Source organism: Candidatus Jidaibacter acanthamoeba (assembly GCF_000815465.1).
GTDB lineage: Bacteria > Pseudomonadota > Alphaproteobacteria > Rickettsiales > Midichloriaceae > Jidaibacter > Jidaibacter acanthamoebae.
Map to the genome: position 1 here is coordinate 44,666 of NZ_JSWE01000092.1, position 25,014 is coordinate 69,679.

The following is a 25,014-nucleotide window of genomic DNA, read 5'->3' on the forward strand; positions in this document are numbered from 1 at the left end:
ATTCGATGGATATCAAAAGCTTAGCTTTTAGAGCAATATTTGTTGTAGCAAACATATTTTCAGTTAATGCTTATAGCCAAGAAGCAAACGATTCTAATATATTACAAGAGTTTGATGATATTATAGGAGAAATCAGCTCTTCTTCAAGCGATAGAAAAATAGAAGAAGTTAAAGTTGTTAAGTCCAATCTTACTCGTAAAGTAATTGAAAGCTATTTAGATAAGCAAAGAGATAAACAGGAGCCTATTAAAATTACTCAGGACTTAGGCACTAATTTATCAGGATTGGATTTATCAGGGCTTGATTTTTCTAATGCTCAATTATTAAGGGCAAATTTTGCTAATTCGGTATTAACTGATTGCAACTTTAAAAATGCATATTTGGAAGAATCCGATTTTAGAAACGCAAAGGCTGAAAGAGTTATTTTTGATGAGGCGAGCTTAGCAGTTGCTAATTTTTCCAAAGCTGAACTTAAAAAAGCCAGCTTTAACTCGGTTTATGCTGAAGAAGCTAAATTCTATAAAGCAAATTTGGTAGAAGCAATCGGTAATAAAGCAAATTTTAAAGGTACCGATTTTGAAGAAGCAACTTTAAATCATGCTGATTTCTCCTATAGTGATTTTACAGCTAGTGATTTCAGTAACAGCAAAGCATTTGAAGCGAAGTTCAAATATGCAACTTTATCTAATATACATTTAAAAAATGCCGATTGGCAAAAAACTAACTTATATTCCGCAGATCTATCTAATACTAAAATTAATAACACTAACCTTAGTAACTCAGTTTTATTTTTTGTAAATTTTCAACGCAGCAATATTTTAAAATCAAATTTAACTAAGATATATGGAGAAGCGGCTGATTTTAGTAATTCGATAATTTTAGAAAGTAAGTTCTCTAAATCAAATTTAGAAGATACTATTTTTAAAAATGCCAGTCTGGTTAAGAGTAATTTCACTAAATCTGTTTTGAATAACGCTGACTTCGGAGGTTCAAATTTAACGGCAATTAACTTATCCGATTCTATTTTAACTAATGCGAAATTGAATAATACCATCTTAAAAGACGCTATAATAAATTCAACTTATATGAAAAAAGTAGATTTATCATTTTCTAATTTATCGGGTGCTCGTATATATAGCAGTAATTTGGATTTAGCGATATTAAACGGTATTAAAGTTGACGGGCTTAAAATAACCAATACTTCCATGCAAAATGTTAAAGGACTTTCTAATCAAAATGCCGAGGCGATTTTAACTAATTCTCAACCAGCACCACAAGCAGCAGGGAAGGTACCTGCTTCTTAAAGCGGATCGGTTTTATCTTTAAGCCACTTTTTTTCTTCTCGATTTAAATGGGGTGCTATGTTGTTATAGACTTTCTCATGATAATTATTAAGCCAGGTTTTTTCCGCATTATTAAGTAAATTTATATCAATTAATCTGTTTTCAATCGGGGCTAAGGTTAGGCTCTCAAATTCTAAAAACCCGGAATATAGTGATTCCTTTACGAGAGCTAAATTCTCAATCCTTATCCCGTATTCACCTTGTTTATAAAATCCCGGTTCAATTGAAGTGATCATACCGGGCTTCAATGCTACATATGAGCGCTTTGCAGGAGATATATTATTCGGTTTTTCATGTACAGAAAGAAAATGCCCGACTCCGTGTCCGGTGCCGTGCAAATAATTTAAACCATGTTGCCACAGCGGATAACGAGCTAACGCATCAAGTTGAAGTCCAGTGGTGGATACCGGGAAAACAGCTTTTGAAAGGGTGATAAAACCTTTCAGCACCAGAGTAAAATTAGTTGTTTGTTCTTGAGAAGATTCTCCTAAGCAAGTGACTCTGGTGACATCGGTAGTACAATTCAAATATTGTCCTCCCGAATCAATTAAATATAACCCCTCACGGGTAAGTTTAAGGCAAGTTCTTGGGGTAGGGTGATAATGAATGATCGCACCGTTTTGTTTAAAAGCTGAAATAGAACCGAAGCTCGGGTATTGAAAATATTTTTGTTCTTTTCGCAGCTCGAGCAATTTTTTAGCTGCACTCACTTCATTTATTCCATTATCAATATTTTGCTCAAGCCAAAATAGGAATTTACAAAGTGCTATGCCGTCTTCAATATGTCCATCTCTAAAGCCCTTGATTTCAACTTTATTTTTACAGGCTTTCAGCATTTGGCAAGGATCTGAAATAGACATGATTTGCTCACGCTCAGCGTTAGCAAAAAACCAGTAAGAACAGGAAGTCAGATCCAAAGCTATTTTTTTGTTACTATTAACTAACTCCAGGTAATATGGTTTTAATTCTTTAAATGTTCTTACCTTGATATTTTTTAGCTGAAAATCTTGGTTGTTTTGATCTAGGAAAAGCTCTAGGTTGCCTTCTTTATCCATAATCAAGTATGATAGTAAAAATGGTGTATAGCTGATATCATCAGCTCTTATATTCAACAGCCAACAAATTGAATCTAATGAGGTGAGCAGTAAATAATCCGCACAATCGGAAAAATTTTCAAGAACCTGTTTAATTTTCTCTTCTCTGCTTAATCCAACAAACTCTAAACCTAATTCAATAATATTACTTTTTTTTGGTAATGGTTTATCCAGCCAGATTTCATCAATTAAATTTTTAGGTAATGGAATTAACTCAATATTAAGCTTTTTAGCTAAAGAGCAGTAATGATCATATGCTGATTTGGTGAGCAGGTTTGGATCAAAGCCAAGCTTAGAGCCTTTTATAGAAGTGAAGAATTTAGTATAATCTTCATTTGTCATATTAAATATTTGATAATCATCTCCGAGCTCCGTTTCAGCTTGAATTAAGTAACGCCCGTCGGTAAAAAAAGCTTTAAATTTATCAGTAATGATACATAGGCCGTTGGAACCAGTAAAGCCGGTCAGCCACCTTAAACGCTTTAAGTGCTTAGGGAGATACTCATTATTAAATTCGTCACTTGAAGGGATGATATAACCGTCAATATTATATGTAGGAAATAATGCTCTTAAATTAAGGATCTTATCTTGCATGGGCTTCCGGGTGCTTAGTAGTTATGTTAAAATTCTAATGAATTTACCATTTTAATTATAATGCAAAATTTAAACAAAAAAAGTGAAACCCAAAAAATATTAAAAAAATTATATCATCTTGATCTGAAAAGTTTTCTGGTTAAGAGCTTTGAAACTTTACATCCCAATCAAAAATTTATTGATAACTGGCACCTTGATTTAATTCTTGAGCACCTAAGAGCAGTTGAGAAAAAACAGATAAAGCGATTATTAATTAATATGCCGCCTCGTGCCCTAAAATCATTTTGTATCAGTGTTGCCTGGCCGGCATGGATACTGGGCAATAACCCTAATAAGAAAATTATCGTGGCTTCTTATAGCCAGGCATTAAGCAATAAGCATTCGCTGGATTCAAAATGTATTGCGGAAACCGAGTGGTTTCAGCAATATTTTCCTAAGTTTAAAATTAAGCACGGGCAAAACCAAAAACACAAATTCTCAACCGGTGAGCACGGGTTCAGGTTTGCAACCTCGGTAGGTAGCACACTGACGGGAGAAGGAGCAGATATTATAATAATTGATGACCCTGTTTCATCCCTCAAAGCAATGAGTAGACCTGAGCGCTTGAAATGTATTAATTGGTATGAGCAAACTCTTTCTTCACGCTTAAACGATAAAAAAAACGGGGCGATTATTTTAGTTATGCAAAGGTTACACCCTGAGGATTTAAGCGGATATTTACTTAAGAAGAATATTTTTAAACATTTAAAGCTACAAGCGGTTGCTGAAAAAAATGAGGAAATAAAATTTAACGGTTTTTATCGCTTAAGAAAAGAAGGGGAGATACTTAATGAAAATATAGATAATGCGGAAACTTTAAATATGTATAAACAAGAGATGGGAGCTTATGCATATGAAGCTCAGTATCAGCAAAATCCCTTAACGACTAACTCAGGAATAATAAAACCCAACTGGATTTCAAGATATGATAGTGCCGAAGGGATAGAAGAAATATATCAAAGTTGGGATACCGCCATCAAAAATGGAGAGTCGAACGATTATTCCGTATGCACTACATGGGGACTAAAAGAAAACAATTTTTATTTACTGGATGTTTTTCGTGACAAACTCAATTACCCTGAGCTTAAAAAAAGTATTTTGCAGCAACAGCAGAAACATAATGCAATCGGGATTATAATAGAAGATAAGGCAAGCGGTCAGCAACTTATTCAGGAGTTGTTATCTTCTCCGCTTAACATTATTAAGTTCACTCCGAAATATGATAAAGTTACCAGATTAGTGCTTACCTCAATATTATTTGAAGCCGGGAAAGTTTATTTCCCTAGCTATAGAGGGTGGCTTGAGGGGCTGGAAGAAGAGCTGTTTTGCTTCCCGAATGTAAAAAATGATGACCGAGTTGATTCTATAACTCAGTTTTTACTTTGGGTGAGAAATAAAAAAGAACTGGAAATGAGCTTAAGAAGAGTATAAAGTTTGCTTACAAAATCATAGTAATATAGCTAATATGTCGGTAAAACCTAAATTTTACATTACTACTCCAATTTATTATGTAAATGATATTCCCCATATAGGGCATGCTTACACATCGCTTGCATGTGATATCTTAGCAAGGTTTAAACGGCTGGATGGGTTTGATGTTATGTTCTTGACCGGAACCGATGAGCATGGGCAAAAAATCGAAAAATCTGCATTAAAAGCCGGAGAGAACCTGCAAGCATTTACTGATAAGGTCTATGTAAGCTTTAAAAATCTTTCTCAAATAATGAATTTTTCTAATGATGATTTTATTAGAACCTCCGAGGAAAGGCACAAAAAATATGTATCTGAAATTTGGCGGAGATTAGTTGATAGCGGTAATATTTATTTAGGTAAATATTCAGGATGGTACGCAGTTCGTGACGAAGCTTTTTACGGGGAATCGGAACTGGTTGACGGCAAAGCACCGACCGGCGCTGATGTCGAATGGTTGGAAGAGCCCAGCTATTTCTTTAAATTGTCGGCTTGGCAGGATAAGCTGCTTAATTTCTATGAAGAAAACCCGCATTTTATTGCCCCTACCTCAAGAAGAAATGAGGTGATATCTTTTGTAAAATCAGGTCTTACCGATTTGTCGGTATCGAGAACCTCGTTTAAGTGGGGAATACCGGTTCCGGGCGATGAGCAGCATGTAATTTATGTTTGGCTGGATGCTTTGTTTAATTATATATCAGCACTTGGAGGAGAGAATTCATCTTACTGGCCATGTGATTTACACGTGGTGGGTAAAGATATTTTAAGGTTCCATGCGGTTTATTGGCCGGCATTTTTGATGGCTGCCGGAATTGAGCTCCCGAAAAAAGTTTTCGCGCATGGTTGGTGGACTAACGAAGGGGTTAAAATATCAAAGTCATTAGGTAATACTATTAATCCTGTAAATTTGGTTGAAGAATTCGGCTTAGATTATGTTCGCTACTTTATGATGAAGGAAGTGCCGTTCGGTAATGACGGTAATTACTCAAGATCAAGTTTTATCAGCAGAGTAAATGCGGATCTGGCTAATAATATCGGTAATTTATCGCAAAGGGTGCTCTCTTTTATATATAAAAATTGTGAAATGAAGATCCCTTCTACCGAGGCCCTAAATGATAATGATACTGAATTCTTAAGTTTTGCCTATCAGTCACTTAATAAGGTTAGGAAAGAAATTGATCAACAGGGTATAAACCATGCCATACAATTTATTATAGATTTAAGTGCAAAAGCTAACGAGTATATTGATCGTGAGGCCCCGTGGAACTTAAGAAAAACCGATATTGAGAGAATGGGGTCGGTATTATACACTTTAGCCGAAGTAATCAGGGTGATTGCAGTTTTATTACAACCTATAATGCCTGATGCTTCCGGTAAAATTCTTGATACTCTAAATGTTAAAGAAAGAAGCTTTAATACTTTAAACAAAGACTTCGCTTTGAAAGAAGGCCACGAAATTAAAGAGCCGTTCGGGGTATTCCCGAGGTTAGAAGGTTAAACTAACCGGTAACACCTTGCCGATTATAATATGGGTGAGGTGTTTTATTATTAATCCTTCTTAATTATTATCATGATATCATTTTTGCCGGCTAGCCCAAGTTTTCTTCTTGCCAGTTCATCAAGCATATCAAGATCAACTTTATCTTTGGCTATAAGTCTAACTTTATTTTCCAGTTGAAATTTCTCTGTAGTTAAGTATGCAAGAGTACTCCGTTTTATTTCCAGTTCCTTAGAAAGTCTTCGATATGCAAATATACCGCGTTCCCCGTTTAACGAGTGGTAAATAAAATAAATAACTAATAAATATATTATAAGATTAAGCCCGATTATGCTTAAATTGGCGGCCTTTTTGTTATTTTGATGTTTACTCATATTGATATATTAATTTAAAAATACTGAAATCAAAGTTGCAAGTTATACTTAAAAATATTATTATATTCCACTAATTAGCATAGCATGGGATATATGGCAACAGTACTCTTAATCTTACAAATCTTCATCGTTTTAGCGTTGGTCGCAGTTATTTTAATACAAAAAACAGGGAATGACGGGCTTTCAGGTCTATCAGGAGGCGGGCATAACGTTTTATCCGGCCGAGCAACCGGTAATATTTTTTCTAAGTTAACTATGTTTTTAGCTGCGGCATTTATGATAAACAGCTTAGCTTTAGCAAAACTTGTGATATTAGAAAGAAAAGAAGCGAAATCAATAATTGAATCTATCGGAGACGAACATCTGGTGATTGATCGTAAGCATTCCCTTAAAGCTAAGGAAGCGCCGCAAGCACCGATTGCAAAATAAATATGGCAAAATTTATCTTTATTACGGGCGGAGTCGTTTCTTCTTTGGGAAAAGGCCTGGCCTCCGCTTCATTGGGAGCATTGCTGCAAGCAAGAGGATATAAAATAAGACTGAAAAAACTTGACCCATATTTGAATGTTGACCCGGGCACAATGAGCCCTTACCAACACGGAGAAGTTTTTGTAACTGATGATGGGGCAGAGGCGGATCTTGATCTCGGGCATTATGAAAGATTCACCGGGGTTCCGGCGAGAAAGGGTGATAATACTACTGCCGGCAGAATATACTCCAAGCTTCTTGCTAAAGAGAGAAGGGGGGATTATTTAGGCGGCACGGTACAAGTAATACCGCATGTGACCGATTTAATTAAAGAGTTTATCAAAGAAGGTACGGAAGATGCAGACTTCGTATTATGTGAAATAGGCGGTACGGTCGGAGATATTGAAGCACTGCCGTTTTTCGAAGCAATTAGGCAGCTAGGTTATGAGTTCGGTAGCAATAAGTCTATCTATGTACATCTGACTTTAGTTCCTTATATAAATGCGGCAAAAGAGCTAAAAACCAAGCCTACCCAACATTCAGTAAAAGAATTAAGATCGATCGGTATTCAGCCTAATATCTTATTATGCCGTTCGGAAAGAGAAATTCCGCTCTCCGAGCGTCAAAAAATTGCCCTGTTTTGTAATATTCCGGAAGATTCGGTAATCCAGGCGTTAGACCAGAAAAATATATACCGTGTTCCCGTCGCCTACCATGAGGAGCAACTTGATAAGCAGGTATTAAAATGCTTCAATCTACCTTATGATGTAAAACCTAATCTTGATAAGTGGCATAAGATTATTCATTCGGCTGAAAATCCGGAACAAGAAGTAAAAATTGCGATTGTCGGTAAATATAATAAGCTTAAAGATGCTTATAAATCTTTAATTGAAGCTTTTGATCACGCTGGGATATATCATAAATGTGTAGTTAAACTATGTTGGGTAAATGCATCAAGCATTAATGAGTTAAATGCAGATGAAAAACTTAAAGACGTACATGGAATAATGGTACCTGGGGGTTTCGGAAGTCGAGGCGTAGAAGGGAAAATTGCTGCAATAAAATATGCACGTATTAATAAAATTCCTTTTTTCGGTATTTGCCTCGGGATGCAATTAGCTTCTATTGAAGCGGCCAGGAATTTACTGAACATTGAAAATGCAAGTTCAACCGAATTTACCGAGCACTGCACAAATATTATCGGCTTACTTACCGAATGGGAAAAAAGTGGAGTTACCGAGAAGCGCGAAATAAATGAAGATTTGGGCGGTACTATGCGCTTGGGAGCTTATGATTGTGTATTACAAAAAGATACCCTTGCATACCAAATTTATAACCGGGAAATTATAAGCGAACGCCATCGACACAGGTATGAATTCAATATTAATTATAAGGAGAAGCTGGAATCCGCCGGTTTCACTTTTAGTGGAATATCAAAAGATAGAAAGCTTATGGAAATTATCGAACTTAAAGATCACCCATGGTTTTTAGGGGTACAGTTTCACCCTGAATTAAAATCTAAGCCGTTCGATCCACATCCTCTCTTTACATCTTTTATAAATGCTGTGATAAATAATAGAAAAGGCATTTTATAAATTAGGGTTAAGGGTTAAAGGCTCATACATATGAGAAAAGCGGAAAAACAAAGTGAGGCAACTTCCCCGATAGGTATCGGCGGGTTTTTTATAACCGTACTTATGGTTATTATCGCTGTCTTTTCTACTCATGTATTATTTTTAATTCTCTTCGGTATGTTACCCGGATTTATTGCAGGAGTAGTAGATCGTTATCAAAACAGATACTTAACTAAAATAGTATTAATGTTTAACTTTGCCGGAGTAGCCCCGTACTTAATACAAATTATTCTCAATTACAGCCAAGCTCATGAGATGGCGATCAAATTTATTCTTGAGCCTAAAACCTGGTTATATATTTACAGCTATAGTACAATTGGTTGGGTGGTTTACTGGTGTTTTCCGAATATAAATTTATTAATAAAAAATGTTTTAGTTCAGTTTAAGATTAATAAGCTCAATGATGAACTTGATAAGCTTGTTAATGAATGGGGAAAAGAAGTTAAGAAAAGAGATGAGGAATAATTTAAGTTATTCATTCTCTTTAAGAAAGGAGATTTAAAATACTTTTTACCTAGCTTAAACCCTAAACTATTTAATTAATTCTCCTTGATCATTTGGGGCTTTTAGATATAAAATTAAATAGCTTAATTAAATTTTAGTTGCAAACATGTCAGACATAAAATTAGTAGATTTACCTCACGACTATAAGCCTTCTGAATCCGAAGAATATATGGGGCCTTATCAGTTGGAGTACTTTAGAAGAAAGCTATTAAAATGGAAAGCCGATTTACTTTCCGAATCTATGCAGACAGTTGAACACTTGAAGGAAGAGAATTGGAATGAACCGGATTTAAATGATCGGGCAAGTATTGAAACAGAGACTACTTTTGAGCTCAGAACGCGTGACAGGTATCGTAAACTTATCGATAAGATTGATGCTGCGCTAATGAGAATTGCTAAGGGTACTTATGGGTATTGCGATGATACCGGTGAGCCGATCGGGGTTAAGAGGCTGGAAGCAAGGCCGGTTGCTACTCTCTCAATTGAAGCGCAGGAAAGGCATGAGCGTTTTGAAAAGAGTCATAATGAAGATTGATTTACGGATAGCTCTGGGTATTAACAGTGAAAATGTCAATTTAGCCGTGTTTAATTCTTGCCCTGAAAAGTAGTTTTTAAAGAAGATTTAAGGGATCTATTTTGAAATAGAGTTGTGCGTCTTTAATCGCTAAAAAGGCTATCGGCTTTTATTTGGGAAAATTGTAAAAAATGCAGTTAATCCAAATTGATCATAAAAGAGAACAGATGATCGCTAAAGTCACTTAAGCTACTGCCGATAAAAGGAAAAAGAAAAATAAGGCTTAAGAATACTACGATGACTTTCGGTACGAATGAAAGAGTAGCTTCTTGAATTTGAGTTAATGCCTGGAAGAGGGATATTACCAGACCGATAAAAAGTGAAATAAGTAAAAGAGGTAAAGCTAACTTAAAGTATACCCAAATCGCCTCTTTTGCTATATCAATTATTAAATTAGGTTCCATCAGTTTATAACTTTGCTCTCTTCTTCTTTATTCGGTGCCGCTTCATTGGCTTTCTTCTGAGAATAAAGCCCCATAAAATCAATAGGTGAAATCATAAGTGGCGGGAAGCCGCCGTCTCTGGAGATGTCGGAAATAATCCTTCTTGCATAAGGAAAAAGAATAGAAGGACAATAAACAAGAAGGGTGAGTTCTTTTTCGGCATCATTCTCAGCTTCAAGGGTAAACACTCCGCCGTAATGCAAATCAATAATGAATAAATCTTCTCCCTTAGCAGAGCTCCGCACCTCAATACTCAGTACTACTTCAAAAATCAGGGGTTCCAGAGGAGTAACTAAAATATCAAGAGAGACATTCATGTGGGGTTGTTCTTCGAGCATTAAGCTCATAGGAGATTTAGGATTTTCAAATGATAAATCTTTAATATATTGTGCATTTACTACTACTGAGCTCTTTTTCTGAAGTTGCTCCGAATTATTTTCCATATTGCTTCCAAACTAATTTACTAAATTTAATTTATAGCAAATTATCTTGTACAAGACAAAGATAATCTGATAAAAATATAGTATGAATAAATTTATAAATTTGAAAGTATTATTACTATGTTGGACGTATTGATTTTAGCGGTTATTGCAGGTTTTATATTTACTAAGCTTTTTAAAACTTTAGGAAAAGTTGAAGATGGGGATGAGACAAGAACAAATGAAATAATAAAGAACTTCAAAAAGCGTCAATTCAGGGAGGATAATACCGAGGCTGATATTAATATTGATTCGGCCTTTGAAGCCTCAATGCCGCAAAAAGTAAGAGACACTTTTGATAAAGCACGAAAAATAGATCCGAAATTTAATGCGGAAAAATTTATAAACGGCGCAAAGCAAGCATTTGAGGTGATTGTGAAGGCGTATGTAGGAGGTGATAAACCAACATTACAACAGCTGCTTAGCCGCGATGTATTCAGTAGCTTTGCAAGAGAAATCGAGAGAAGAAATGAAGCAAAAGAAGTACATGAAAATACACTTATAAGGTTTAAAGAGTGCGAAATTACCGACGCTGAGCTAAACGGTAATATTCTAACCATTTCAGTAAAATTCATTAGTGAGCAAATTAATCTGATTAAGGATCACTTAGGCAATATTATCACGGGTGACCCTTCAAAAATTCAAACAATTCAAGATGTCTGGGTTTTTGCTAAGCACCTTAAAGGTAACACTTCTATATGGGAACTGGTAGAAACAAAAACTATATGAGTTTAAATAAGATAAAAACTCCATGGATTATGTTCCTCTTAGTTATGCTTGGGCTGAGTTCTTGTGCCCCGACCAAAACTAAAAAACAATTAAAAGAAGTGCATTTCCAGCAAGCAGCTTTCAGTGATTTAAAACACTGGGAATATGATTGCCAACTTGATGCCTTTCAAGCTTTTCAAAAATCCTGCCAAGCTATAATAAAACGAAAACCGAATAAGCACATCAGCAAACTCACTGAAATAGGCGGAACCGTAAGTGATTGGATGTCGGTCTGTAATGAAGCACTAAATTCAAACTTAAAAAATAATTTAGAGGCGAGGCTATTTTTTGAAAAATGGTTTATTCCTTATAAGGTTTTTGATGCTAAAATGAGTAATGTAGGTAAATTTACCGGTTATTATGAAATTGAATTAAACGGCAGCAGGAAAAAAACAAAAAAATTTAAATATCCGATATATGCTACCCCTAAAGACATTTTAAAATTAAAAGGTAAAGCTCACTTTTCGCATTCTGCAATTAATAAAGGCTTATTAAACGGTAAAAAATTAGAAATCGCTTATACAGATAATAAAGCCAGGCTTTTCTTTATGCATATCCAAGGATCAGGGGTAATTAAATTACAGGAAGGAGGGGAGCTTAAAGTCGGTTACCATAATGAGAACGGGCATTCCTATAAGTCAATAGGCCCTCTCTTTAAAAAGCATTGTAAGGATAAAATATCTTCAGCTGTTGATATGATGGTATGGCTGCATAAAAATCCAAGTGCGGGCAAAAAGATTATGGAAGAAAATCCGTCTTATGTATTTTTCCGTTCAGTTAAAGGTGATAGCCCGATAGGCGGGCAGGGCGTGCCGTTAACTTCCGAGAGATCAATAGCAATTGATGCAAGATTATATCCTTATGGAGCTCCGATTTGGGTGGAAACCACTACTCCGAAAACTACTAACTTTCCCTCATTTGATTATAATCGTTTATTTATAGCGCAAGATACGGGTGGAGCGATTAAGGGAGCGATACGTGCGGATATATTTTACGGTAGGGGAAAAGTAGCGGAAGAGCTTGCGGGATATATGAATAATAAAGGCGCATATTATATTATGTTTCCAAAGAATATCAAAATTCCTTGTGTTTATCATGCTCATTAAATAATTTTGCATCTGATTTAAATAATGGTAAAGTGGTGAAGAAATTTATATTTAGTATTCCTCATGAAAATCCGGATTGTAGATGCTTTTACCTCTGAGCAATTTAATGGTAACCCTGCGGGTGTCTGTATTGTTAAAGAATTTCCTTCCCAAGAATTAATGCAAAATATTGCAAAAGAAATAAATCATTCCGAGACTGCTTTTGTGAAGCCGCTGGCTAAAAATTCCTACCATATTAGGTGGTTTACCCCTAACTCCGAAGCTCCGCTCTGCGGGCATGCAACTCTTGCATCAAGCCATATCCTTATTCAAGAAGGATTACATAATGAAAATGATGAAATTAGTTTTAAGAGTTTGGCCGGGGAACTAATTGTCAATAAAACCGGAGAATGGCTAAACTTGAATTTCCCGCTTTATAATGTAACCCCGATTGAATATTCTCCGTTAATTGCTGAAATCATTAAAATTAAACCTGCATTTGTCGGCTTTTCTGAGAATTGTATTTTTACCGAGTTTGTCGATGCTAGAGAGGTAAAAGAATTAGCTCCCGATCTGGCGTTGCTTACAAAATATCCCTGCCGCGCTTTGATCGCAACTTCTCGCGATGATAAATATGATTTTATTTCAAGATATTTTGCCCCTCGAGTAGGGATCAATGAGGATCCGGTATGTGCATCGGCACATTGTAGGCTTATTCCATATTGGAGCGAAAAATTGAATAAAACTGAAATGATCGCTTATCAGGCTTCTGCAAGGGGTGGGGTGATTAAGTGCAAAAATCTTGGAAATAGGGTTTTAATTTCAGGTAAAGCTGTTACAGTAATAATAGGTGAATTAAACTTGTTAAATATTAAAGAGTTAAGAGATGTTGCATAGTATACACTGGGATGAATATTTTATGACCATGGCTTATTTGGTCTCAATGAAAAGCAAAGACCCGAGCACCCGCGTTGGGGCAGTAATTGTGGGGCCTGATAAAGAAATAAGATCAACCGGATATAACGGGTTGCCTAGAGCAATTGCAGATCACGATTACCGCTATTATGATAGAGAGTATAAATTGCTTGCGGTTAACCATGCCGAGGAAAATGCAATTTTACACTGTGCACGGATTGGGGTTTCAGCTAAAGGCTGTACAATATATACGCCTTGGATACCATGTTCAAGATGCGCAAAATCAATTATACAGGCTGGTATTACCGAAGTGGTTTATGATGTTAATTTCCCGGGCAATCATCAGGATAACCAGGAAGATTGGAAACGCAGCATTGAAATTTCCCGTGAACTTATGACTGAAGCTGAAGTTAAGATAAGAGAATTTAGCGGTAAAATAGTTAAAATTGAAGGTTTATATAAAGAAAAACCTTACGATCTTTTTTAGTAATTATCAAAGTTTTCAAATAGCATTTTTTATATTTTCAAATTTTATTATTTATTTTTACATTTGAAATGTATTATAGTGAATGAAAATTGAGTAAGGAGATAGAAGAATATGACTCGAGAGGAGAAATTAGTTTTACGTAATACTTTATATAAAAATTTGGATGAAGCTAAGAATTTTTTTCTTGATGAAAAAAGAATTAAACTTTTAGCAAAAAAGGCAGAAAGTACTTTAAATAAAGTGGTTGAAAATACAAAACCTCTTGGTGATAAAATTGTTGATCAAGCTTTGAACTTTATTACCAAAGTAGCGTCTGCTATAAGTGAAAAGAGCGATTCAAAGTTACATCATGATGTAATAATCAATAACCCTAAGCTTTTGATGAAGGATTTATCTTTAGGCATGGATCCTGATATACAACGTAAAGAGGATGGGTTTACGCCGCTTCATTTAGCAGCTTTTGAAGGCAAAAAGGATTTAGTTGAGCTATTACTAAAATATAGAGCTGATCCTAATATATTAAGTTATGAAGATAATTATACCGCACTTCATGCGGCCTCTGTTTGTAAGGATCAGGAGAATGCATTTGAGGTAGCAAAGTTATTGCTCAGGTATGGTGCAAGAACAGACTTAATTGATGATCAGGGTAATAAAGCTTATAATTATGCGCTTAAGAATAATGAAAATATAGCCGGTATGCTTAAAGATACCAAAGCATCCAAAGATATATGGAGCGGATACCATAAGATAATAAAAAGTGATGAGCTGCCCGGGATTGATATAGTTGAGTTAAGGCATGCACTTAATAACAATCAGTTTGATGTGATGTATAAAATTAGCGAAGAAAACCAGGTTGATTACCATGAAGTGGCTGACTGGGCTAAATATCATAGCTATGAAGATAAAGTAGGTAGTATTTTGAGTATGTGTGAACATACTCACCACCATGAGTTGTAAAAATTATTAATAAATAAAAATTGAAGGTAATTATATCATTATAATTACCTTTTTTATTTTAACTTCTTTCTGTATCTTGGCTCTGTAGTTTGCGTGCATTGCCTAAAAATAAGTTACAAATCATACAATAGCATTTATCTAACCCGGGTGCTTTATAGCAAGGTAAAGATACATAAAAATTATTTAATAATTTTTATGAGCGCTGCCCCTCTAAAGGGGGGCGGAGGGGCGCGCTACTATTATTTAAGTAATTTCAGAAAAGAAAACATTAAGGCGATTAAAGTCTTGTCCAAATAAAGATGTAAGGTATTTAACTTAATTGATTATATTTCGCAGGTGTAAAGGTGTATTCTTTATCCCCAAAGTGATTTTATTTTATTATAACAATTTTACTATAAATTAAGATTAGGATAAATGTATGTCAGAAGGGGCAGAGCACTCCCCTTTGTGACGCGAAGAGCTAAGCTACTTTCAGAATTCTTCGAATTCCACCCGTATAGCAATATTTAATTTTATCCATAAACAAAAAGAGCGCTATTACTGGCGCTCTTTTTTTAAGTCTTAATAAATAAGATTTATACTTATAGAACTTCTTCTTTAAGCTTACCTTCGTTTATGCTTTTCTGAAGGTTACTGTTAAATTGCCCGTATGCAAAGTAAATAACCAGTATAAATGCAATCCAAATACCTGCATAAATAAATGTGGTTAATGAAAGCCCGGCAATAATTTGTACGAACAATATAACCCCTGCAAGCGGAATCCATGGAACCAGCGGGCATCTGAAGCCTCTTGGTAGGTCAGGATATTTATATCTTAAGTAAAGTGTACCAAAGCATACAATTGCAAAAGTAACCATTGCACCGAAATTTGCAAGTTCAACAAGCTTATTGATTTGTAAAGTTGAACCAAGTATTGCTATAACACCTGCGGCAAGGAAAGTTAAAATATGCGGAGTATGATACTTCTTGTGACATTTAGCTAAAGCTTTAGGCAATAAACCGTCATGAGTAACTGTATATAGAACTCTTACCACTCCATATATTAAAACTAGAATTACCGAAGTTAAACCGGCAACCGCTCCAATTTTAATTACAGTCGAAAACCACGGCATATTCATTTTATCAACCGCAACGGCAATCGGGCTACCGACACCGAGTTCAGTATAGTTTGCAACACCGGTTAGCACTCCTGATACTAAAATATAGGTAATGGTACTGATAAAGAGAGAGCCTAAAATCCCGATCGGTAAATCTCTTTGCGGGTTTTTAGCTTCTTGTGCAGCAGTTGCAACTGCATCAAATCCTGTAAATGCTAAGAATACTACTCCTGCTCCGCCTATAATCCCAGAGATACCGAACTCTCCGAATTTTCCTGTATTCTCAGGAATAAACGGTATCCAGTTATTTACATCGACCTTAGTTGCACCGATTGCAATAAATCCAAGCAACACGGTCATTTTAATTACAACTATAATAGTATTGATTGTTGCAGAAGCATCAGATCCTAAAAAAACCACTATTGCAAGTAAGCCTACAATAATTGCCGCAGGAAGATTTAAAATACATGTAACTGAAGAGCCGTCCGGTAAGCTTAGCGCATTACCTGTCGGGCAGGTATACTGAGGTGCTAAAGTAATACCATAATCACCTAAGAAGCTTAGCATATAATCCGACCAACCACTAGCAACTGCCGATGCTCCTAAAATATAGGTAAGTAAAATCATCCCTGAAATTATCCATGCTACCAATTCACCTAGCGTGGCATAGGTATATGTATAGGAACTTCCGGAAATCGGAATAGCGGAGGATAGTTCTGCATAACATAAACCTGCACAAGCACAGGCAAGGCCGCTTAAGGCGAAAGAAATAACAACTGCAGGGCCGGCATAGTGGCCTGCCGCCGTTCCGGCTAATACAAATATTCCTGCTCCTATAATTGCTCCGATCCCAAGCATTATTAGTTGGAAAGCACCTAAAGACCTTTCCAGGCCATCTGAGCTATTTGCTTCTTTTACTAATTCGTCTATAGGTTTTCGAGTAAAATACCTTTTAAAACTCATTGTTATGCTCCTTTAAATTAAGCTAAATTATAATTTAGTGATTTTAGTATGTAGCAGTATTGGTGCTGCTATATATATGGACGAATAAGTACCAAAAGCAATACCTATTAACATAGCCATACTAAATCCGTAAATTACTTCACCTCCAAAGATGACTAATGCAATACAAACAACTAAAGTAGTAAGTACCGTCATTATTGTTCTTGAAAGAGTTTCGTTTAAACTTAGGTTGATCAGTTTTACAACATCCGTAAGTTTATATTTTCTAAAGTTTTCTCTGATTCTGTCAAAAATTACTACCGAATCGTTTATCGAATAACCGATTACGGTTAAAATCGCAGCAATGGAAGTTAAGTTAAACTCTTCACCTGAAATTATATAAAACCCTAAAGTAACAAAAGCATCATGAGCTAAAGCCAATATCGCGCCTACTCCGTATTGCCAGTTAAACCTGAACCAGATATATATCATCATGCATATTAAAGATAGCACGGTTGCTGAAAAGCCCTTGAATATTAAGTCTTTACCTACTTTAGGCCCGACATAATCAACTTTTCTGAATTCCACCTGCTTATCAAGGTGACGGACTAATAAATTTTTAACTTCTTCAACTTCCTGTTTCTGTTCCGCGTTATCTTTAGGTTGGATCCTAATCAAAATTGTATCCGCTTGGCCTAAATTTTGTAAAGTTGCACCTTTGTAGCCCGCATTGCTTAATAAATCTCTAAGGTCTTTCAGCTCGACTTCTTTTGAGGTTTTTATTTCAAATATTATTCCACCTGTGAAATCAATACCAAGGTTCAAACCTTTTACAAAAAAAAGCACACATATTATAAGTGTTAACACCAAACTGAATACAAATGCTATTGATTTTTTACCAATAAAATCAATCTGTGTACCGGCAGGTATTAATGTAATCGGGAACTTCATCTTTACCAAAATAAAAAATAAAGCCTGATTATATAAAAAAGATTATATATTTCAATAAAATTTATCGAGAATTTTTATCTACTGATTTTAAAAGGTGTTAAATTTGTGCTTTGCAGCTTATTTTAATTATCTTTTACTTCAAAAGGTAAATTATGCAAATTTGATGAGTATATGCTATCTAAAGCAAATTCCAGTTTATTTCTTTCTTTGTAAATTTCATACCAAACTCCGTATGTCAAAGGTTTAGGTATTTCCTTATCAAGGTTGCTCCTGCTCGCTATCGAATTAGTTGCGCTGCCTGAAGTGCTCAGTTTTTTTTGTTTAAAGTAACCGGTTATAGAAAATAATGATAACCAAAACCCTTTTAAAGAGAGCAGGCTAAATTTAGACGGTGTAGTTTCTAAATTAGTGAATAAAGTAACTGTTGCCATTTTATTCCTCATGCTTGATTTATTCTTGCAGGTTAACAATTAAAAGTTAACAAATGGTTAACGAATCACTAAGAGGAAAAAAAAATTTATTTAACGGGCGAAACTTTAACGACTGACTAAATGAATCTGCCCTTCTGTTTTTTTAAGTGCATAGCCTTTATATAATAATTCATTGGAAAATATAGCGGGAGGTAATGTATAAATAATTTCAATTTCAGCTTCGGTTGCGCTTTTGCTTAAAAGCTTTATCTGTAGTATTTCTTTGATCTCTTCTAAATCTTTTTTAATTTTCATCCACCGGGCAGGCTTGTTATATTTAACTATGAGTTTTGAAGAGTAGTATCGTTCATTATCAAATACTCTTTCACCTTTCCAATCGGCATCAATTTTAATAGTAAGCTCATGTGCCACACGCTTATAAAATTCTTTTTCGCTCTCATCTTTATTTCGTAAAAGCGAAGTATATCTATAATAATTATTGGTAGGATTCAAAAACCTTATGGTGATATCGAGTTTATTATCAAGTTCGGTGCTGAATATCGCAATCAAGCTTTCCGATTCATAGTCATCAAGTATCGAAGTATATTTTTCAAGAGGTGCCGACATTATTTCCTTGGGATTAATCGTGCCTATATCAATCAAATCTCCTTCGCTTAAAATATAATTCATTAAGCCTACTTTCAGCGAAGTTTCCTCCCAGGCATTTCTCCAATCATCGTTACTCCATATAGTGACATTACCGTCCTTGCTATGTAAAATCGGTATCAATAAAGCATTTTGTGCAGTTCTACCGACGTATTTTATCCCCGATGAATTTAAAAGGTTGCGGATTTTTTTATGGTTAAATTTATAAGTAATAGTTGCTTTATAGGAATGAGAAGTCATTCTTTCAGATTCAATTTCTGTGTAGTTAACAAAATCATAAGCATTGGTTCGATTAATTATGGAGCTGCTTTTATGGCGTTCATCAAATACTATAATATTATTCAGCAATTGATCCAAAGCTTCAATGCTTCCCGCTCTAAGTGCTTTATCGGTCGCTTCCTCTAAAGTTTCTCCTTCTGCATAAATATTAATATTTTTCACGGTAAAAATTTTTTGATCGCTGTGCTCTTCTTTCTCCTCGGAATATGTAATTTGTGCTAAAAATATAAAAAGAAGAGTAAAAGCAAGCCTGATAAGAACTGCGCCTATATTTTGCTTGTGGTTGGAATTATTTAACAATAGTATGTTCATAAAGTTTCTTATAAAATTATAAAAATGCAAAAACTAATTGAAAAGTTATGTGATTTTCTTCCTCTGCTTGTATTCATAATAGCTTATTACAAGAGTGATATTATAACTGCCACTACTTGCTTAATCATTGCTTCCCTTCTTTCTCTCTCAGTTATTTATATTATAAAGCGCAAGCTACCTAAGGTTATGGTTTTTTCTAATATTATTCTCATAATTTTCGGCGGAATCACAGTCTTTAGCGGAGACTCCACTTTCATTAAAATTAAGCCTACAATATTATATTTAATCTTTGCTTCAATACTTATATATGATCTTATCGCAAAAAAAGCTTTATTAAAACATTTGTTTGGCCAAGCATTTGAGTTAGATGATAAAACTTATCTTAATTTATCAAAACAATGGCTGGTTTTCTTTATTACCTGTGCGGTTTTAAATGAAGTAATCTGGAGAAATTTCTCTGAAAGAACTTGGGTTTCTTTTAAAACTTTCGGGGTGTTGGGTTTAACTTTTGTCTTTACCTTTTTGCAGGTTGTTGCTTTGCAAAAGAAAAGTAAAACTAACATCAAGTAAAGAATAGGGAGGGGTGCGATATTCGGTAAACCCGCAATATGCCGCGCCGAAAAGGTTAGTAATAAGTTCCAGGTATTTTTCTTCGGTTAAATCGGAAGGAAAAAGTTCCCTAATTGTTTTTGGATGATAGTTTACGGATTTATATACTAAATGCTTACAGGCAAAGCTGATGAAATGCTTAATTGGGTTTGCATAATCTTTTTTAGATGATAACTCACTCACTACTTGGATGGGTAGTTTTAAATTCAATTTATTTATAGTATTCATTAAAGAATTATATTTCTGCTCAATTGTTAAGAAGAATTTATTATCAACCTCAGCAGGAAAAAACTGCCTAGCTAAATCTAAATCGATAAGTTCTATTCCGATTAGTGATTTTAATAATAAGTCATAAACTACCGGTGAAGCGGTTAATAAGTTATTAAGTTTACTCGGCTCGGTTGCATTTAAAAATTCCTCTAAACCATACCATAAATTAAAGTTTAAAAATGTTCCTTCAATGGTGTTCACTTGAGAAATCGCTCTAATTCCTGATAATACTTCCCCGCTCGGATAAAACTTTGGGGTGAGCCATGGCTTGAAAGCCGCACTTTTACTATCCTCAGTTTTTCTGGAGCTAGGTCTGGAACTGAAATTGTTAGTTTTAACAAACAACCAATAAGGTGAAGCCGAAGATAAATAATTTTCAAGTGAGCTTAAATTATCTCCTTCTTTAAAAAGATCCTTAAAGGAAATAACCGAAGATTCGGCTAATTTAGTGACCTCAGGAAGAAAAGTATCTTCAATTTTGTGTAATTTAAAATTTAGTGTATGGAAGAAATATATTAAGGTGTTATCTACCGTATTAAATAAGTAACGTTTTTGATTACCCTGAATGGTTTGCTCGCTTTCAAAAATAGTTGGCCCGCCTCTGGATAAATCAAGCCCGTTGCCATGAAATATAGAAAGTTCCAAGTTTTGTTTTTCAAAATGCTTTTTAATATCCGTGGTAACTTTTTCAATTAACGGAAGGATAAAAATCCCTGCTTCTTTTTCCGAATCACTATATCCCAGCATTATCTTTATCGGCTTATTTCCCTGTATGTCTTGATAATGGCTGTTGTTTAAACAAGCTTGCATGATAGAGCGTGCATTAGTTATAGCCTCTATAGTTTCAAATAGAGGAACTATGGTCGGGTTCACTTTAAATATTCTGCATAGTGCAGCCGGGTTTAATATATCTGATATATTTTGGGTATCAGATATGATTAAGTTAGAAAAGATACGCGGAAATTTAGCAATCGCCTCAATTCTTAGGAATTCAGTTTGAATTAACGGGTAATCCTTCAGAAACTTATTTTCTTTAAAGGCTTTAAATAAAGTTTCTTTGAGTGAGCTATCTTGAATAATATCCGTATAGGTTATAGGTTTTTTAAAAAACTTAGAAATTTGCAGGTAAACCTCATCGTAAACTCTAGCATTTTGTCTTACATCTATTAAAGCAAGGTGGAAACCGAAAGTAGTCAGCTGCATGCTAAAGTTTTCCAACATTGTTCTGATATTAGGATATTGCTTCAGAGCCGCTTCATTTTTAAGCATAATATTATTAAAGAATGCTATAAAGCTTTTATAGTTTTCTTCTATATTTTTAATATCGCCGTGATATTGCACTAAAAGCAGCCTTAGCTGCATGATATTTTTATATAATCCGAAGTCAGGAATATCTTTTAGGATTAATTGATTTAATACCTTTATATGCCAAGCAATAACTGCCTTTGATTGTGCTTCAACTGCGTTTATCATAGTGAGAGCGGTAATATTCGGATTACCGTCGGCATCTCCGCCCGTCCAGCTTCTCGGTCTCATGAAATTATGTTTTTTAATTGTTTTTATGTCACTACTTGAAAATGTCTCAACTATTCTATTAATAAGTATAGGCAGGGCTTGATATAACTTATAAAAATACTCTAAATTATCTTTCACTTCATCTTCAACTGAAAGCTTGCATTTCGGTGTGAGCGGAGTTTGTATCAGCTCCAGCAAAAGAGCAGCCACAAACTTATCATCAAAAGAAGCCGAATTTTCTTCCAGGTAAATATGCAGTTTAGAGACTTTATATAACATTTCATGAGAAAGCGGCTCAGTCGGATGTGCAGTCAGCACCGGATCAAAGGTTATACCGGTTAGCTTTTTTAATAATGTAGTACTATCAATATTATCTTTATTTATGATGAAATTATCATATTTTTTTTTATACTCTGCAACAAACTCCAGGTTATTAATTAGGTTATTTAACAGCAGTTTAATTGTCGTGTATTGAATAAATTGTTGTAAGCATATTATTGCTTCCGTATTTGTCGTATTCTTAAGAAAGAAGGTATCTTTATCTTTTGAGCAATTAAACTCTTCTTCGAGCTTAAGCAAGGTTGGGTAATATGTGCTGATTACTTTTTGAAGTGTAGAAAACAATAAGTTTTTAAGATTGTATTTATTAGTACTCATTTAACTTTTCGGTTCTGTATAAGTGTTAATTTATATGAGTATAAATCAAATAGTTAGTGTGTTATATAAAAAAATGTTTTAACTTAATATTTATAGAATTTCAATATGTTAAAGACCAATAGGGGAGGAGAAATGAATACCAACTACGATTCTCATAAACTATCCGAGAATTTAATACATGCATTCATGGCTTACCAAAATGCTTTTAGTGAAATGGCGGCAAATATGGCCGATAAAATGAAAGCTGTGGAGCCGGATCCATTTAATTTATCCGATGCAACACGCAAGGCTATGCAAGAGATATATGTTCATCCGGAAAAGATGTTTGAACATAGCTTGGAGCTATATAAAGATTACTTAAAGCTTATGACTAATGTAGCGCAGAAGGCTGCGGGTAAAGAGATCGAACCTGAGTTTAAGGCCGAAGGTAAAGATAATCGGTTCATCGATGAAGCATGGGAGAATAACCCGTTCTTTAACTTTATTAAGCAAGCTTATTACCTGAATTCCGCTTGGGTAAAAGATGTAATGAAAGAATGCCACAATCTTGATAAAAAAGAAATTCATAAACTTGATTTTTTCATTAAGCAATTTATTGATGCAATGGCACCGACTAACTTTCCTCACCTTAATCCGCAGGTGATTAAAGAAACTTTGGAAACAAACGGGGAAAATATTGCCAAGGGAGCTGAAAATTTCTTAAAAGATGCGATAAGAAGCAAAGGTAATTTTTCAATTGCTACCACTGATTTTAAAGCTTTTAAAGTAGGTGAAAACTTAGCGATTACCGAAGGAAAGGTGGTATATCAAAATGACTTGATGCAGCTGATTCAATATGCACCAACAACTGATAAGGTAAAAAAAGTTCCTTTAATCATGATGCCTGCATGGATTAATAAATATTATATTCTGGATCTTAAGCCGCAAAATTCTTTTGTAAAATGGATTGTAGATAAGGGCTATACCGTATTTATGATTTCTTGGAATAACCCGGATGAAAACTTCAAAAGTAAGAATTTTGAAGATTACATGAAAGAAGGCCCACTTGCTGCGCTTAAAGTTGTGCAGGAAATAACCGAAGAAAAAGAAGTAAATTTCTTAGGCTATTGTCTAGGGGGTACATTACTTGCCTGTACTTTAGCTTACCTAAAAAGTAAGAAAGTTAATAATATTAAGTCTGCAACCTTTTTAACTACGCTGATTGATTTTGAGGAATGTGGTGATTTAGGCGTATTCATTGATGAAGAGCAACTTTCCATGCTTGAAAACAGGATGGATAAGAGAGGTTACCTTGACGGTTCCGAAATGGCGCAAACTTTCAGTATGCTAAGAGCTAATGACATGATTTGGTCGTTTTATGTAAATAACTACTTGCTTGGAAAAGAACCGTTTCCGTTTGATATTTTATACTGGAATGCCGATCCGACCAGGCTTCCATCTGAAATGCATTCATTCTATTTAAGAAATATGTATCAAGATAATGCACTAATAAAGCCAAACGGTATATCACTCTGCGGCCAAGGTATTGATTTAAGCAAAATTGATCTGCCTACCTATGTGCTTTCAACTCGTGAAGATCATATCGCACCATGGAAGGCTACCTATAAAGCAACTTCAACCTATAAAGGTGATGTAAGATTTGTGCTCAGTGCATCAGGACATGTGGCGGGAGTTGTCAATCATCCGAGCAAAAATAAATATAATCACTGGGTGAATGAAAAGTATGATGCAAACCCTGATACTTGGTTTAATAATGCTAAGGAAGTGGCGGGTTCTTGGTGGCTTGATTGGGACAAATGGCTGGAGCCTAAATCGGGAGAATTAGTTGAACCCCGTAAAATTAATGCTAAAGCTGCTATTGAGGCTGCTCCCGGTTCCTATGTTAAAAAACAGATTGTTTAGATATTAAGTTAAATTAATAGTTTTGAAAAGCGCGCCCTAATTTACTTTAGGCGCGTTTTTTTATATTATGTTTACCCTTCTGCTTTTGAAGTTCTAGCCGGAGGTAAGCCGAATTTATTTTCTCTATTAATGTCGGAAAAGATAGTTAAGCTATGTATCTATAATATGTATACTTCCCTATAACATATAATATAAATAAAAGTATAATAAATAACGGTATTACAGCGATAATATATTCCGTTTTTGTAGCTTTATCAGGACGTGCACCAAATTTATTATCCCCCTTAGTCCCGTCGGTTAAAAAAAGTGCTAGTTCAAAGAAAGCTTGTACACCGGGGATAAAAGACAGTAATACCCACCCACCTTTAGAATTTAAATCATGTAGCCTTTTTATTCTTAATATAATCATATTAATAAACCCAATACAACAAGGGATACCAAAAGCAGCTAAAGCAACATATGAATTAGCATCTTTAAATTTTTTTATAACACCAGGAAAGATAATACTTAAACCGTACATGATGGCTATTAAACTGAAAAATACAGCGATTACAATCAATAAATTTAACCCGGTTCTAGCAAAATATCTAATTCTATTTATCCTTGAAGGAATATTAAAAAAAATAATTTTTTCAAATAATTAGTTTAATTTTCTTGTTATGTTAGTCATAAGTTATA

Annotated in this window: 24 protein-coding genes; 14 read left to right on the forward strand and 10 right to left on the reverse strand. The window is 34.8% G+C overall.

Annotated elements, in window-relative coordinates; genetic code table 11:
- Positions 1 to 5 precede the first annotated feature (5 nt).
- Complete coding sequence (locus tag NF27_RS03180) at positions 6 to 1,304, forward strand: pentapeptide repeat-containing protein (protein WP_039455697.1); 1,299 nt, start codon at positions 6 to 8, stop codon at positions 1,302 to 1,304.
- Here NF27_RS03180 and NF27_RS03185 read toward each other — a convergent pair.
- Positions 1,301 to 3,031: an aminopeptidase P family protein gene (locus NF27_RS03185; RefSeq protein ID WP_053332537.1), complete on the reverse strand. Its 1,731-nt coding sequence runs from the start codon at positions 3,029 to 3,031 to the stop codon at positions 1,301 to 1,303. The two genes, NF27_RS03180 and NF27_RS03185, sit on opposite strands and share 4 nt — an antisense overlap.
- 60 nt (positions 3,032 to 3,091) lie before the next feature.
- Between NF27_RS03185 and terL the strand changes: the two genes are divergently transcribed.
- Together terL and metG are read left to right on the forward strand one after the other, a co-directional pair.
- On the forward strand, positions 3,092 to 4,501 hold the full coding sequence (terL, locus tag NF27_RS03190) for a phage terminase large subunit (RefSeq protein WP_068982003.1): 1,410 nt from the start codon (positions 3,092 to 3,094) through the stop codon (positions 4,499 to 4,501).
- Between the two features lie 34 nt (positions 4,502 to 4,535).
- Complete coding sequence (gene metG / locus NF27_RS03195; protein ID WP_039455699.1) at positions 4,536 to 6,038, forward strand: methionine--tRNA ligase; 1,503 nt, start codon at positions 4,536 to 4,538, stop codon at positions 6,036 to 6,038.
- Between the two features lie 50 nt (positions 6,039 to 6,088).
- On the opposite strand, the gene NF27_RS03200 is transcribed toward metG, so the two are convergent.
- A complete protein-coding gene (locus NF27_RS03200) occupies positions 6,089 to 6,412 on the reverse strand; it encodes an FtsB family cell division protein (protein WP_039455701.1) in 324 nt (107 codons plus the stop codon).
- Positions 6,413 to 6,505: 93 nt separating this feature from the next.
- Between NF27_RS03200 and secG the strand changes: the two genes are divergently transcribed.
- From secG to dksA, 4 genes are all read left to right on the forward strand, one after another.
- Positions 6,506 to 6,841 (forward strand): preprotein translocase subunit SecG, encoded by a 336-nt coding sequence (gene secG / locus NF27_RS03205; protein ID WP_161791788.1) that lies wholly within the window; start codon positions 6,506 to 6,508, stop codon positions 6,839 to 6,841.
- Between the two features lie 2 nt (positions 6,842 to 6,843).
- Positions 6,844 to 8,475, forward strand: a complete 1,632-nt coding sequence (locus tag NF27_RS03210) for a CTP synthase (RefSeq protein ID WP_039455703.1) — start codon at positions 6,844 to 6,846, stop codon at positions 8,473 to 8,475.
- Between the two features lie 30 nt (positions 8,476 to 8,505).
- Positions 8,506 to 8,979, forward strand: a complete 474-nt coding sequence (locus NF27_RS03215; protein WP_039455705.1) for a hypothetical protein — start codon at positions 8,506 to 8,508, stop codon at positions 8,977 to 8,979.
- 145 nt (positions 8,980 to 9,124) lie between these two features.
- Positions 9,125 to 9,553 carry an RNA polymerase-binding protein DksA gene (dksA, locus tag NF27_RS03220; RefSeq protein WP_039455707.1) on the forward strand — a complete coding sequence of 143 codons (429 nt, stop codon included), beginning with the start codon at positions 9,125 to 9,127 and terminating at the stop codon, positions 9,551 to 9,553.
- A 176-nt stretch (positions 9,554 to 9,729) separates the two neighbouring features.
- Here dksA and fliQ read toward each other — a convergent pair whose 3' ends face one another.
- Positions 9,730 to 9,996, reverse strand: a complete 267-nt coding sequence (fliQ, locus tag NF27_RS03225; protein WP_039455709.1) for a flagellar biosynthesis protein FliQ — start codon at positions 9,994 to 9,996, stop codon at positions 9,730 to 9,732.
- Positions 9,996 to 10,478 carry a protein-export chaperone SecB gene (gene secB / locus NF27_RS03230; RefSeq protein WP_053332539.1) on the reverse strand — a complete coding sequence of 161 codons (483 nt, stop codon included), beginning with the start codon at positions 10,476 to 10,478 and terminating at the stop codon, positions 9,996 to 9,998. Before secB ends, fliQ begins: the two co-directional genes overlap by 1 nt.
- Positions 10,479 to 10,595: 117 nt before the next feature.
- Here secB and NF27_RS03235 point away from each other — a divergent pair, with 117 nt between their 5' ends.
- The 5 genes from NF27_RS03235 (at position 10,596) to NF27_RS11095 (ending at position 14,726) form a co-directional block, all read left to right on the forward strand.
- Entirely contained in the window at positions 10,596 to 11,243 is a 648-nt protein-coding gene (locus NF27_RS03235; RefSeq protein WP_039455711.1) for a Tim44/TimA family putative adaptor protein, read from the forward strand.
- A complete protein-coding gene (gene mltA / locus NF27_RS03240; protein ID WP_084212772.1) occupies positions 11,213 to 12,388 on the forward strand; it encodes a murein transglycosylase A in 1,176 nt (391 codons plus the stop codon). Before NF27_RS03235 ends, mltA begins: the two co-directional genes overlap by 31 nt.
- 63 nt (positions 12,389 to 12,451) lie before the next feature.
- Positions 12,452 to 13,264 (forward strand): PhzF family phenazine biosynthesis protein, encoded by an 813-nt coding sequence (locus NF27_RS03245; protein WP_053332540.1) that lies wholly within the window; start codon positions 12,452 to 12,454, stop codon positions 13,262 to 13,264.
- Positions 13,254 to 13,769 carry a deoxycytidylate deaminase gene (locus NF27_RS03250; protein WP_039455715.1) on the forward strand — a complete coding sequence of 172 codons (516 nt, stop codon included), beginning with the start codon at positions 13,254 to 13,256 and terminating at the stop codon, positions 13,767 to 13,769. Before NF27_RS03245 ends, NF27_RS03250 begins: the two co-directional genes overlap by 11 nt.
- 111 nt (positions 13,770 to 13,880) lie before the next feature.
- Complete coding sequence (locus NF27_RS11095; protein WP_053332541.1) at positions 13,881 to 14,726, forward strand: ankyrin repeat domain-containing protein; 846 nt, start codon at positions 13,881 to 13,883, stop codon at positions 14,724 to 14,726.
- A 581-nt stretch (positions 14,727 to 15,307) separates the two neighbouring features.
- Here the strand turns inward: NF27_RS11095 and NF27_RS03260 are convergent.
- The 4 genes from NF27_RS03260 to NF27_RS03275 all read right to left on the reverse strand — a co-directional run bounded on the left by NF27_RS03260 (position 15,308) and on the right by NF27_RS03275 (position 19,383).
- Entirely contained in the window at positions 15,308 to 16,786 is a 1,479-nt protein-coding gene (locus NF27_RS03260; RefSeq protein WP_038538941.1) for an amino acid permease, read from the reverse strand.
- A 27-nt stretch (positions 16,787 to 16,813) separates the two neighbouring features.
- Complete coding sequence (gene secF, locus NF27_RS03265) at positions 16,814 to 17,716, reverse strand: protein translocase subunit SecF (RefSeq protein WP_039455717.1); 903 nt, start codon at positions 17,714 to 17,716, stop codon at positions 16,814 to 16,816.
- Between the two features lie 122 nt (positions 17,717 to 17,838).
- Positions 17,839 to 18,147, reverse strand: coding sequence for a hypothetical protein (locus NF27_RS03270; protein ID WP_039455719.1), 309 nt, complete (start codon positions 18,145 to 18,147; stop codon positions 17,839 to 17,841).
- Positions 18,148 to 18,252: 105 nt separating this feature from the next.
- Positions 18,253 to 19,383 (reverse strand): DUF2066 domain-containing protein, encoded by a 1,131-nt coding sequence (locus NF27_RS03275; protein ID WP_039455721.1) that lies wholly within the window; start codon positions 19,381 to 19,383, stop codon positions 18,253 to 18,255.
- A 24-nt stretch (positions 19,384 to 19,407) separates the two neighbouring features.
- On the opposite strand from NF27_RS03275, the gene ispZ reads away from it, so the two are divergent.
- Positions 19,408 to 19,953: a septation protein IspZ gene (gene ispZ, locus NF27_RS03280; protein ID WP_039455722.1), complete on the forward strand. Its 546-nt coding sequence runs from the start codon at positions 19,408 to 19,410 to the stop codon at positions 19,951 to 19,953.
- Here the strand turns inward: ispZ and NF27_RS03285 are convergent.
- The gene (locus NF27_RS03285) at positions 19,885 to 22,434 is read right to left on the reverse strand and encodes a phosphoenolpyruvate carboxylase (protein ID WP_039455724.1); all 2,550 of its coding nucleotides are present in this window, start codon (positions 22,432 to 22,434) and stop codon (positions 19,885 to 19,887) included. The genes ispZ and NF27_RS03285 overlap by 69 nt on opposite strands.
- 132 nt (positions 22,435 to 22,566) lie before the next feature.
- Between NF27_RS03285 and NF27_RS03290 the strand changes: the two genes are divergently transcribed.
- Positions 22,567 to 24,336, forward strand: a complete 1,770-nt coding sequence (locus NF27_RS03290; protein WP_039455726.1) for a PHA/PHB synthase family protein — start codon at positions 22,567 to 22,569, stop codon at positions 24,334 to 24,336.
- Positions 24,337 to 24,481: 145 nt separating this feature from the next.
- Here NF27_RS03290 and NF27_RS03295 read toward each other — a convergent pair whose 3' ends face one another.
- A complete protein-coding gene (locus NF27_RS03295; RefSeq protein WP_084212773.1) occupies positions 24,482 to 24,964 on the reverse strand; it encodes a DUF805 domain-containing protein in 483 nt (160 codons plus the stop codon).
- Positions 24,965 to 25,014 lie beyond the last annotated feature (50 nt).